The organism is Vibrio sp. Vb1554 (assembly GCF_033344235.1).
Window position 1 is genome coordinate 42036 of record NZ_JAWPOJ010000028.1, and the last position, 12064, is coordinate 54099.

Below are 12064 nucleotides of genomic sequence, written 5' to 3' on the forward strand. Positions count from 1 at the left end.
CGGCTCACTCCCCGTTCTTTTTGCGTGCGCGTGGGTGGGCTTGGTCGTAGGCTTGCGCCAAATGTTGGAAATCCAAGTGCGTGTAGATTTGGGTCGTCGAAATGTTCTCGTGCCCTAAAAGCTCCTGCACCGCACGTAAGTTATTGCTTGATTCGAGCATATGTGTCGCAAATGAGTGACGCAATTTATGCGGACTAATATGGCTTGCGACAGACTGTTTCTGCCCCCATTCAGCCATGCGCTTTTGCACGCTACGATGCGAAATACGCGTTCCGAGCTTAGATACAAACAAGGCGGGCTCACCTGGAGCGGCTAAATCACCACGAACGCGTAACCACTTCCCGACCCACTCGGTTGCCATCCCAGAGAACGGTACTTTACGTTCTTTATCGCCTTTACCAATAACACGAAGCTCACCACTACGCAGTTGTACATCACGTACATCCACACCCACCAACTCAGCCAAACGTAAACCGGCGCCGTACATCAGCTCCATCATGGCGCGATCGCGCACAGCCAACGGGTCGTCCTCGTTGACTTCAAGTAATTGGCTCACTTCGTCAACATCGAGGTTTTTGGGCAACGGGCGTTTTTTGCGAGGTGCTGAAACCCCTTTGGCTGGGTTAGCCGACATCTCGCCACGCAGAATAAGGAAATCGAAAAAGCTACGCAGCGATGAGAGTCGCGTTGCCAAACTGCTGGCTTTCATGCCTTCTCGCATGCCCTTACCTGCTAATTGGCGCACCCAACCAGCATCCACTTGAGACCAATCTTTGAGCCCCATTTCAGCTAAGTGCTGCGCCATAGTTTCTAGCTGCTGTTTGTAATTGCGCTGAGTATGTAGGCTAAGCCCCTTTTCGCTTCGTAAGAATTCATAGAAGCGCTCAAGAGGCTTTTGCAGACTATTTGGCAGAGGAGTGTTGGGAGTTGTCGTCATCGTAACTTTGCCATACCAGTGTTTGAGCGAGATGTGCCACTACTAATGATAGGTGACGCAAAAACAAGGTATCCATATCTGGCTGAAAATGGCCGCCATCTTCACTAGAAAAAGCAAGCACGCCCAGAGTTTGCTGTTTCACGAGCGGCAGTACCACATAGGACCCCATTTCCGGCACTTCCATGTTGCCAAACAAAGCTTCACGATCCACTTTGCGAAGACGTCCTAAGTACGCATCTTTGCCATTTAAGTGAGTGGTCGCAAAGCGTTGATAACTTTCCTTACTCAATTGAATCGATGCGTCGCATTGACTAAACAATCGAACAAACGCACGTAAGCCCAATGCTTTGGCTTTCTCTTCGATAGAATGAATGACTTGTTTAAAGTCACCACACTTTAGAATCTGCCCCTGCAAATCCATAAATTCGTAAAAGGTGCGATCATTGTTCGCCGCAAGCGACATTAGTGTAGTGATCTCTTCCTCTAACTCTTCAATGCGCTGACGTTGGCGATTCATTTGGATGTGTACCAAAGATACCGCGCCTAAGTCTGAGTGTGGGAAAGATAAACGATCCACAAGCTCCGGACGTTGCACAAAAAAGTCTGGATGATCTTTGAGGTACTCGGCCACTACTTCAGCCGTTAAGGCATCTGCTTCTACTTGAGACAAACCGTTTCCTTTTTCTTCAACTAGCAAGACAATTGACCATCAAATACATGCGTTGTAGGTCCGGTCATAAACAACGGCTTGCCAGGGCCTTGCCATGCAATTCGCAATTCACCACCAGGTAGAGAAACCTTAACGTTTTCATCCAACAAGCCCTGCAGAATCCCAACCGCGACTGCCGCGCATGCACCACTACCACAAGCTTGTGTCTCTCCTGCGCCTCGCTCGTAAACTCGAAGACGAATATGGTCACGACTCATCACCTGCATAAAGCCAGCGTTGACGCGCTCTGGGAAACGCTCATGCGACTCAAGCAGCGGACCGAGAGTTTCCACTTCTGCCGTATCCACATCGTCGACCACGGTCACTACGTGCGGGTTACCCATGCTCACAGCACCACAAAACAAGGTATTGTCGCCTGCTCGCATGATGTAAGTTTTCTCTTTTTGCTTCGCTTTGAAAGGAATTTTGTTCGGTTCAAACTCTGGCACGCCCATGTTGACCGTCACTTCCCCATCATCTTCGATGTTGAGAATCATCTTTCCTTTCTTGGTGCTCACGCTGATGCTGTATTTATTGGTCAGCCCCTTCAAGCGAACAAAGCGGGCAAAACAGCGTGCACCGTTACCACACTGTTCAACTTCACTACCATCGGCATTAAAAATCCGATAATGGAAGTCGGTTTCAGGGTCGTAAGGGGCCTCTACCACAAGCAATTGGTCAAAACCAACGCCAGTATGACGATCCGCCAAGCGGCGGATCAGGTCTTGCGAGAAAAACACGTTCTGGGTGATACAGTCGACGACCATGAAGTCGTTGCCCAAACCGTGCATTTTGGAAAAGTGGAAATGCATTTGTTGTGTGTTACTCCGGTAGAATCTGTTCCAGCTGCCACAAACTGGTCAGCTCCTCACGCTGGCGAACTAAGTGGCTTTGTTTACCGTCCACCATCACTTCTGCTGCTCGGGTACGAGTATTGTAGTTCGAAGACATCACAAAACCATAGGCACCTGCTGAACGAACCGCGAGTAGATCACCTTCTTGCAAAACGAGTGCGCGATCTTTACCCAAGAAGTCGCCGGTTTCACAAATAGGACCAACCAAGTCGTAAGTCTGAGCTTCACCCTTTCGCGGTGAAACTGGCACAATATCTTGCCATGCTTGGTATAGCGCAGGACGCATCAAGTCGTTCATTGCAGCGTCGATAATCGCAAAGTTTTTATGCTCAGTATGTTTTAAAAACTCAACACGCGTTAGCAAGATACCTGCGTTCGCAGCAATTGCACGGCCTGGCTCAAAGATCAGCTCCAAGTCTTGGTGATTTTCAAGACGACCAAGTAACGCTTTGGCGTAATCAGAAGGCTGAGGTGGTAATTCATCACGATAGACCACACCCAAACCACCGCCGACATCAAGGTGACGAATGTTAATGCCTTGCGCTTTTAAATCATCAATCAGGGCTAATAAACGGTCTGTCGCGTCGATAAATGGGTCTATATTGGTCAGCTGAGAACCAATGTGGCAGTCGATGCCTTGCACATTCAAGTTCGGCAGGCTTTGCGCGAATTTATAAACATCTGGCGCACGATCAAACGCAATGCCGAATTTATTGTCGCGAAGACCAGTCGAAATGTAAGGGTGTGTTTTCGCGTCGACATCTGGATTGATACGAAGAGAAATTGGCGCAATCACACCAAGCTCACCCGCAACCTTGTTCAAACGTTCTAGCTCTGGCTCAGATTCAACGTTGAAACATTTGATACCTAGCTCAAGAGCGCGCTTCATCTCTGCCGGTGTTTTACCAACACCAGAGAAAACGACTTTTTTCGGATCACCGCCTGCGGCAATCACACGCTCAAGTTCACCACCCGACACGATATCAAAACCCGATCCCAAACGCGCTAGCGTGTTCAATACGCCTAAGTTTGAGTTGGCTTTCACCGCGTAGCAAACCAGGTGAGGATGCTGACCCACAGCACTATCAAACGCCTTCCAATGGCGCTCTAGCGTGGCTCGAGAATATACGTAAAGAGGAGTGCCATATTGCTCTGCAAGAGCTTGAAGTGGGACGTCTTCGGCCCAAAGCTGGCCATCATCCTGATAGTTGAAGTAATCCAAAATTCGCTTCCCTTATTTTATTCGACTGCTGAACCCTAATTTCACCCTAAGGTGCGGTTATTTATTGTGATTGCTCATTCTGTTGAGTGTCATCTGGAATGTATAGTGAGCCAGACTGACCACACCCCGCTAAGGTCGCGGCAACCATCACAAACAACACAGTAACTAATTTTTTCATTTCGCATATCGTGATTATTGAATCAATGCCCCCTATAATCGCACCACACTCAGGAAAAGCAATAGGATAGACGGATGAACGATACTGAATTTCATCAACTGGTGGATGCGCAGATGCAAATCATCGAAGAATCCATCGATGATTCAGGCGCAGACATTGATTACGAAGTCACTGGCAACGTAATGACATTGGAATTTGAAGACCGCAGCCAAATCATCATTAATCGCCAAGAGCCGATGCATGAGATCTGGCTAGCGTCCAAATCTGGTGGTTTCCACTTCAAACTTATTGAAGATAAATGGACCTGCTCAAAAACGGGTATGGAGCTATTTGAAATGGTGAAGCAAGAGTGTGAAAAGCACGCGGGCGAAGCCATTGATTGGGTATAATACTGGTCAATCGTCACCAAAACAAAAAGAGCACCGAAGTGCTCTTTTTGTTTATTGATAAGGGTTTAATTACGCGTTCACAGTTTTGGTCGGGCGACTCGGTGAACAACCGTCATTACGGTAAGGAATGATATACGCATTCCCCTCTTCAGGGTGAATAATTTGATAGTACTGAGGCAGGTTAAAATTAATAAACTTCGACGCGACGCGACTATCGTCTTTTACCGACGTGTAGAAGCTGTTTACAGACGAAATCATTTCATCTTTGGAGCCACTAAATTGGTGATACACTTCTACTTGATTTGACTCATCCAACACATAAATATTGAAGCCATCTTCGTTATCTTCAAAGAAGAACTGCACCAGACCTTCACTGGCAAACCCATCCACCGCCTCCGGCATTTGATATTCTTGCTCACGATCGAGCATTAACAGCGGCGAGCCTTTGAGTTTGTTAGTAGAAATGCTGCGGTAGAAATCGATGGAATTTTCTAGCTTCTGCACCGACACACCACGACGTTCAAAGAACAACCCATAAGTCTGGTTACCAAGACGCATCGCTTTAAAGCGGCGGCGTTTCTCTTGCTCTACTGGTTTCAAGCGTAAGTCGATACATTCAGCTAAAAGCTGGTAAACCATATTACGCATCACACCACGCATGTTCTTCGCATAGCAGAACACATCCACTGATTCTGGTGGCAACGCATCTTGGTGCATTTTGCCCAAAATGGTTTTCAGTGCATCCAGCATAGCCGTTTCCCCTTTGAAATGCAGCGTACGCACTTCATGCCAAGAGTTACGGTAAACAAGGTCAACACTGCCGACTAAATTTTTATGTTCTGGACCAAAGCTAAAAATATCGGTGTTCTTAACATCCACTTTCAACGAACGACCAGAAAGTTCAGACGTCGGATCATTTTCGAAGTTGATGAACATCGCAAGCTGGCTTATTTCACAAGGACTCGCTAGCGCCTGCATAGATGGACGACGCTTACGCAACGCAAAAGTATTTCGTAAGTCACTCACCATTTGGTAAAACTTATCAATATCTAGCTGCGCTTCACGTACCACGGCATGTAAACGAGTCGATTCAGTGATCAAGCCATTGAAGAATGCCCAAGCAACCAACTTACTCAAGTATTCATGATGCTCTAGATATGGTTGCCCCAAAATGCGGTGCGCAATAAGCGGTTGTTTATAGAGGTACCAACCAGACTTGTTCACTCCCCCTTTTTTCACTTCGATAAAGCTCAAGTCAGGCTCGTGCAGATCAGGTGAAATCTGTGGGTTTAGTAACGTTACTTTGCCCGGCAATACTTCAAAAGCAGCGTAGAGTTTACGGGCCAAAATACTGATGTCTTGCGGACTGATAGCAGAAGTGATGTCGTTACGACGCGCAAATTGAATCAAGTTACGGTAGCTTTGCATCAACGCATCCAGTAATGCATGATGTACCACCTTCACTTGTTCAACCTTCCAATTACGGCGGTCATCGAGCTCTGCAACGACACTTGCATCCCAATTCCATTTTGCAATCATATCGCTCAGCGCTTCACGGCGCCAAGCTACTGAGCCAACATTCGGCTCACGAGATAATTTTTCATGGGTTTTGAGATAGAAACAGCGACGCACCAAATCCAAACGTGTATCGTCTTGAATTCGCTCTAAGTAACGGGTTACTTTTTCCAACATTAAGTAGTACGCATCCATGCCATAGAGATCAGGCTCATGGGCAAAGAAGCGACGCTTAGTGTCGATACTTAACAATTGAGTATGCGGGTATTCCCACGAGTAAGCTTCTAGCAAGATGGCTTTTAATACCGATTTGTAGGGAGAGTCGATGCTTTTGTATAACTGCCACAAGTTCGAGCCGAAGTATTCTTCAGCAGGAATGCAGTTCAATTTACCAAAGTCGATCCATTCACTACAATCGATGTAACCATCACTGCACAATTGAGAAACGTACTCGTCGTAACACTCTTCCATTTCTGGCGGCACGATTTGCCATAACAAACGCTGTCCGGCAATACGCACCGCACTACGATAGAATTCATCTAACAAAAGTAAGTGCTGAGATGAACCACAGTTATCACCTGTCATCTCCTCAGAATGATTGCTTCTAAAGCGCTCTTTATCCATTAAGAAAAAGTTCGCTTCCACGCCTTTGCTTTGTGCCCAATCCGTGATGAGTAGGCATTTATTGGTCAATAACTCGCGTTCGTCACAATCCATCTCTGGTGAAATACACACCCAAATATCCAAATCACTGGAAGTACTTTGACCAATCGAGGAGGTACTGCCCATGGTGTACAAACCCAATATAGCGGGCTTTTCTACCGTCTTGAGCGGCTGACCAATGGCAAGTTGAATATCATCTATGAATTGTTGCTGAATGCTATTTAGTTCAAGCCCATGCACACCAAACGGGACATCGGCATCATAATAGCCAGGAATTACAGGATGGTTGTAGTTCAACAAGGCAGGAATCAAGTGGAAGACTTGCTGGCTTTGCGAATCCATAAGCGCCAACGCGCGATCAACTCGCTGCTGATTCAAATTATCTAGTCGCTGGATGATTTTTTGGGTGTAAGCCTGCAAGGGGAATTCCTTGGTTGAACAATCACGAAAATCTGCTGACGTTTTAAACCAAAACGGCTTAAAAACGTGATCAATTTAACACTTTTATTGGTGCGGGTAAAGCTTCACGCCCGTGTATCACTCCGGATACAAAACCATACTTTAGTCACAAAATTAATCGCGCGGTAGTGTCGCTCTTATTACCTATTACTAATAATAGTCCTTAGTCTAATTGAGAATCCAGTCACACTATTTTCATAACGTCATGTAATTCCATTCATAGCCTTCAGAGATAACGAACTAACAGTAAGCATTTCTTGATGAGAATGGTAGGATAAACCCAAATCCAAACAGCATTGAGAAGATCATGACACAATCCACACCGATTCGCATTGCAACTCGAAAAAGCCCTCTTGCTTTATGGCAAGCTTACTTTGTTAAAGACGCCCTTCAAGCCGCTCACCCAGGCTTGGAAGTCGAGTTAGTAACCATGGTGACCAAAGGTGACGTGATTTTAGATACACCACTAGCAAAAGTTGGCGGCAAAGGCTTGTTCGTAAAAGAGCTTGAAATCGCGATGCTAGAAGGACGTGCAGACCTCGCCGTTCACTCAATGAAAGACGTACCCGTCGATTTCCCAGAAGGCCTTGGCCTCGTGACCATTTGTGAGCGTGAAGATCCTCGTGATGCCTTCGTCTCTAATACCTATAGCCACATTGATGAGCTCCCTCAAGGTGCCGTGGTTGGTACTTGCAGTTTGCGCCGTCAATGCCAACTGAAAGAATATCGTCCGGACATCATCATCAAAGAGCTTCGCGGTAATGTGGGCACTCGCCTTGGTAAGTTAGATGCGGGTGAGTATGATGCAATCATTCTTGCTGCGGCTGGCCTTAAACGATTGAAGTTTGAAGAGCGCATTCGTAGCTTTATCGAACCAGAGCAATCACTACCAGCGGTAGGCCAAGGTGCTGTCGGTATTGAGTGCCGCCTTGACGATGAAAGACTGCTTAAGCTGCTTGAGCCACTTAACCACCAAGACACCGTAGACCGCGTTTTGTGTGAGCGCGCAATGAATCTGACCCTAGAAGGCGGCTGTCAGGTACCTATCGGCAGCTATGCCCTACTAGACGGCGACAACATTTGGCTACGCGCATTAGTTGGCGAACCAGATGGCAGCGAAATTGTTCGTGGTGAAATTCGTGGCCATCGTAAAGATGGCGAAGCATTAGGAGTGCAGCTAGCCAATGAGCTGCTAGATAACGGCGCTCGTGAAATCCTAACTAAGCTGTACGCAGATCACGAATAACCATGGCAGTGTTGGTCACTCGGCCGGGAGAGCAAGGCAGCGCGCTTTGCTCTCTGCTCGAAAGGCACGGCATTTCCGCATATCACCATCCTCTGATCGACATTGTCGCCGATCTCACGGACACGCACCTCTCTAAACATCTACATCAAGCTCAAATTGTTATCGCTGTTAGTCGACATGCAGTGCAATGTGCACAGCAAATCTTAGCCAGCAACGGGATGTCATGGCCGAAACAAGCTATTTACCTTGCCGTTGGTCAAAAAACAGCACACTATTTAAGCAAATGTACCCAACAGAAAGTACACTATCCCCAAGTCAGTGATAGTGAACACTTATTGCGACTGCCAGAGCTCAACAATGTGGCACAACAACAAGTTCTTATCCTTCGTGGTAACGGCGGAAGAGAGCTGATCAAAGATGCATTGGTGAGGCGTGGCGCAAAAGTTCACTATAGTGAGACTTACAAGAGAGAATTCATCCCATTCGATCCAGTAAGCTGTATCTCACTATGGAAAAACCTACAAATTAACCAGATTATTGTCACCAGTGGTGAACAACTGGATTATTTGTGCAGCCAATTGACGTCGGAGCAATTGACTTGGCTTAATCAACAAGAGTTGTATATCCCCAGTCAGCGTATCGCTGACATCGCAATTCAAAGGGGGTTCACTCGCGTGAGATGCACGGGAAGCGCATCCAACCAAGAATTACTGGCGGCTCTCCAGCCCTAGCTACACAGGATATAGGCATGACAAGTAAAAATAACGACCAAAAAAATAACGATAAAAACCTTTCCGAAGAAACCTCATCGGCACCGCTAGTCGAAAAAACCACATCGCAGCAGGATGCGGACCTTAAAAAAGAGCAACCACAAGCGGCCGAGCCCCCAAAAACAGCAGAGCCAACCAAAGTCGAGTTTGAAGAAAAACAAGGTAAACGCGGTGTCAAACTAGGCACGGTCGCTATCATCTTATCGATTATTTTTGGCGGTGGCCTCGCGTACAAGCTGCATCAACAGCAAGCCGATTACCAAGCGCAGATCGCCCAACTAAAAAGTCAGCTAGAAAGCACTCAAGCTTCCATGAAGCAAGAACTCAGCCGGGTACAAGAAGAAACCATCGAGAAAGCAACAACCGTGACACACAAAGCGGAAGTGGTACTTGGACAGCAACAGAAGAGCATTGAAAGCTTACAGCTCGCCGTTGCCGATGTGAAAGGTCGTCGACCAAACGACTGGCTATTAGCGGAAGCCGATTACCTTGTCAAATTAGCTGGTCGTAAATTGTTCTTAGAGCACGATGTAGAAAGCGCGACTCAACTGATGGAAAGTGCAGACCAACGCATTGCAGCACTGAATGACCCTAGCCTCGTCAAACTACGTAAAGCAATGGCGAACGATATCACCAAACTTCGCACTATCCCGCTAATTGACCGTGATGGATTGGTACTACGCTTAACTGCCCTACAACAGCAAGTAGACAAGCTCCCTCTCGCCAATGCACTGCTACCTGAAGCTGAAGCCGTAGAAAACACTGAAGTGTCTGAAGATATCGCAAACTGGCAAGATAACTTAATGACCTCTTTGAAGGACTTTTCAGAAAACTTCATTACCTTCCGCACGCGCGATGGTAACGTCATTCCACTGCTTTCTCCTGAGCAACACTTTTACCTGAAAGAAAACATCAAAGCCAAATTGGAAACGGCAATAAAAGCGGTGTACCAAGAACAAGGTGAAATTTACACCACATCTCTAAAAACAGCCGACAAATGGGCATTAGCTTTCTTCAACCAAGACGATAATTCTGTTAAAGAGTTCAACAAAACGGTTAACCTACTAAGTCAGCAAAATATTCAAGTGGAATACCCAACAAAACTGCAAAGTCAGTCTCAACTATCAGATGTCATCCGTGAACGCCTACGTCGTGAAGTCACAACGATGACAGGCATGGAGGATAAGTAATGTTTCGTCTTATTTTCCTATTTGTTGTACTAGGCGCAGGACTATTTGTTGGCACCCAGTTTTCTGGTCAGCAAGGCTATGTACTCATCTCCATTGCCGAGAAAACGATCGAGATGAGCGTAACGACATTAGTGGTTTTCGTTATCGCTGCACTCGCAGGTCTTTTTCTGCTTGAGTACCTGATTAAGAAGTTAGTTTATGCTAGTTCTACAACATGGAACTACTTCAGTGTTCGCAAAATGCGCCATTCCCGCCGATACACCAATGAAGGCATTATTAAACTTCTAGAAGGTGACTGGAAAGGTGCTGAGAAGAAAGTAACTCGCTGGGCAAATCATCACGATATGCCGCTGCTTTGCTACTTGGTTGCGTCTGAAGCCGCACAAGGCCAAGGTGATAAAGCAAAACGAGATCACTATCTAGAGCTAGCGAGCCAACAAGAGAACGCCCATCTCGCAGTAGAACTGACTCGAGCGAAACAATTTATCCGCGACAACGAGTTCGAGTCCGCTTTCGATACCTTGCAATCGTTAAAAAGTCAGTATGCGAGTAACTCTATTGTATTGAACTTGCTGAAAACAACGTACATGCAGCTAAAGTTGTGGCAACCTCTTATTGACCTCTTGCCACAACTAACCAAAGCAAAACTCATCACGGAAGAAGAACATGCAGAGCTGATTCAAAAGGCGCAGTGCGGCTTACTCCATGAAGTAGCGCAACAACAAGGTAGCGAAGGGCTAATCTCCCATTGGAATAGTCTCTCACGTAAAGTGAAACAAGACACAAACCTCGTTGCCTGTTTTGCTCGAGAACTCATCACACGAAAAGCTGATGCAGAAGCCTTTACCGTGCTAAAAGAAGCATTAAAAAAACAACCTGCCCCAGAGCTTTATCAACTTCTGCCAGATCTAAACCTGCCAGATACCCACCCTGTCGTGGTCTTCTTAGAGGGAGTAGTGAAGAAAGAACCGGATAACGCCGCTGCCCATAGCGCATTAGCGCACTTCTATTTCCGTCAAGAGAGGTGGCAAGAAGCCCAGGATCACTTTGAGATCGCCTTAAAGCTTCGCTCTGACGTCTCTGACTATGCATTCCTAGCAGACACACTAGAGAAGCAAAATCTAACCAAAGCTGCTCACGAAGTCTCTCGTAAAGCTCTCACGCTCGTACAGAATGACTAACTTAAGATGACCTAACCAAGCCGACAGCTTACCTGTCGGCTTTTTTATTGCCTGCTATTAACCCTTCAGTCCTTAGTCATCAATATGTTTATCCAATTCATTGGCTCCCAAGTAGTTCTCAACTTCCTAGCAACTCACTATCGTTTCACTTTCCTCTTCTCTTTTGACTACTCTGATCCTGTCATTCCAGCAGAATCCAAAACAATTTTAAAAGATGCAGGAATACGTAACTTTAGCCTGTTGATGTATGGTTTTAAGACGTAGCTAGATTTAGGCAATAGAGCACACGCGTCGCTAGACTGAGTAAAACAAAAAGATACATCAGTGAAACAGTGGCTATTTGAGTATGCTTATTTGTTCGGTCTATCCGGTAAAAGGGGCTAGAGAAGCAATGGTAGTGCTTTAAGAGAACGATAAGACAATAGATGGTTCAACACCTTAACAAAGCATCTCCAACAACCTTATCGGGACAGCATGCAGTGATGAGGATGAACAGCTTTAGAAGCAACTGCACTTCTTAGCAAAAATCAAAATGTCACAACCAATACCGATACCAATATTACTTTGTCGAAAAGTAGATCGCATATGGAATTGATTTTTGGCAAGCACAGATAGAGTAATAAAGATGTACGGAAATGAAAAAAGCCTCGCTATTTCTAGCAAGGCTTCTTAATAGTGGCGGAGAGATAGGGATTTGAACCCTAGATACGCTATTAACGTATGCCGGTTTTCAAGACCGGTGCTTTCAACC

11 protein-coding genes are annotated in these 12064 nt (G+C 46.2%); 5 read left to right on the forward strand and 6 right to left on the reverse strand.

Annotated features, from left to right (window positions below; translation table 11 throughout):
- Window positions 1–4: 4 nt before the first annotated feature.
- The 5 genes from xerC to lptM form a co-directional block, all read right to left on the reverse strand.
- Window positions 5–937 carry a tyrosine recombinase XerC gene (gene xerC / locus R8N28_RS19255; RefSeq protein WP_005378742.1) on the reverse strand — a complete coding sequence of 311 codons (933 nt, stop codon included), beginning with the start codon at window positions 935–937 and terminating at the stop codon, window positions 5–7.
- Window positions 903–1634: a DUF484 family protein gene (locus R8N28_RS19260; RefSeq protein ID WP_005383398.1), complete on the reverse strand. Its 732-nt coding sequence runs from the start codon at window positions 1632–1634 to the stop codon at window positions 903–905. The genes xerC and R8N28_RS19260 overlap by 35 nt, the downstream gene beginning before the upstream one ends.
- Window positions 1628–2458: a diaminopimelate epimerase gene (gene dapF, locus R8N28_RS19265; RefSeq protein WP_005378744.1), complete on the reverse strand. Its 831-nt coding sequence runs from the start codon at window positions 2456–2458 to the stop codon at window positions 1628–1630. Before dapF ends, R8N28_RS19260 begins: the two co-directional genes overlap by 7 nt.
- A 10-nt stretch (window positions 2459–2468) precedes the next feature.
- Entirely contained in the window at window positions 2469–3722 is a 1254-nt protein-coding gene (gene lysA / locus R8N28_RS19270; protein ID WP_005378745.1) for a diaminopimelate decarboxylase, read from the reverse strand.
- Between the two features lie 61 nt (window positions 3723–3783).
- A complete protein-coding gene (gene lptM / locus R8N28_RS27475; RefSeq protein ID WP_005378746.1) occupies window positions 3784–3900 on the reverse strand; it encodes an LPS translocon maturation chaperone LptM in 117 nt (38 codons plus the stop codon).
- 74 nt (window positions 3901–3974) lie between these two features.
- On the opposite strand from lptM, the gene cyaY reads away from it, so the two are divergent.
- The gene (cyaY, locus tag R8N28_RS19280; protein WP_017636091.1) at window positions 3975–4289 is read left to right on the forward strand and encodes an iron donor protein CyaY; all 315 of its coding nucleotides are present in this window, start codon (window positions 3975–3977) and stop codon (window positions 4287–4289) included.
- 69 nt (window positions 4290–4358) lie between these two features.
- Here cyaY and R8N28_RS19285 read toward each other — a convergent pair whose 3' ends face one another.
- The gene (locus R8N28_RS19285) at window positions 4359–6887 is read right to left on the reverse strand and encodes a class I adenylate cyclase (protein ID WP_053350817.1); all 2529 of its coding nucleotides are present in this window, start codon (window positions 6885–6887) and stop codon (window positions 4359–4361) included.
- Window positions 6888–7233: 346 nt separating this feature from the next.
- On the opposite strand from R8N28_RS19285, the gene hemC reads away from it, so the two are divergent.
- From hemC to R8N28_RS19305, 4 genes are read left to right on the forward strand one after another with little or no spacing between them, the layout of a single operon-like run.
- Complete coding sequence (hemC, locus tag R8N28_RS19290) at window positions 7234–8172, forward strand: hydroxymethylbilane synthase (RefSeq protein ID WP_065274953.1); 939 nt, start codon at window positions 7234–7236, stop codon at window positions 8170–8172.
- 2 nt (window positions 8173–8174) lie between these two features.
- Window positions 8175–8903: a uroporphyrinogen-III synthase gene (locus R8N28_RS19295; protein ID WP_053350816.1), complete on the forward strand. Its 729-nt coding sequence runs from the start codon at window positions 8175–8177 to the stop codon at window positions 8901–8903.
- 17 nt (window positions 8904–8920) lie between these two features.
- A complete protein-coding gene (locus R8N28_RS19300) occupies window positions 8921–10132 on the forward strand; it encodes a uroporphyrinogen-III C-methyltransferase (protein WP_005378751.1) in 1212 nt (403 codons plus the stop codon).
- Window positions 10132–11313: a heme biosynthesis protein HemY gene (locus R8N28_RS19305; protein ID WP_005378752.1), complete on the forward strand. Its 1182-nt coding sequence runs from the start codon at window positions 10132–10134 to the stop codon at window positions 11311–11313. Before R8N28_RS19300 ends, R8N28_RS19305 begins: the two co-directional genes overlap by 1 nt.
- Window positions 11314–12064: the final 751 nt, after the last annotated feature.

Coding starts and splice junctions, on each gene's coding strand:
- xerC (WP_005378742.1), bottom strand. CDS start 937: ATGACGACAACTCCCAACACTCCTCTGCCAAATAGTCTGCAAAAGCCT.
- dapF (WP_005378744.1), bottom strand. CDS start 2,458: ATGCATTTCCACTTTTCCAAAATGCACGGTTTGGGCAACGACTTCATG.
- lptM (WP_005378746.1), bottom strand. CDS start 3,900: ATGAAAAAATTAGTTACTGTGTTGTTTGTGATGGTTGCCGCGACCTTA.
- cyaY (WP_017636091.1), top strand. CDS start 3,975: ATGAACGATACTGAATTTCATCAACTGGTGGATGCGCAGATGCAAATC.
- hemC (WP_065274953.1), top strand. CDS start 7,234: ATGACACAATCCACACCGATTCGCATTGCAACTCGAAAAAGCCCTCTT.
- R8N28_RS19295 (WP_053350816.1), top strand. CDS start 8,175: ATGGCAGTGTTGGTCACTCGGCCGGGAGAGCAAGGCAGCGCGCTTTGC.
- R8N28_RS19300 (WP_005378751.1), top strand. CDS start 8,921: ATGACAAGTAAAAATAACGACCAAAAAAATAACGATAAAAACCTTTCC.
- R8N28_RS19305 (WP_005378752.1), top strand. CDS start 10,132: ATGTTTCGTCTTATTTTCCTATTTGTTGTACTAGGCGCAGGACTATTT.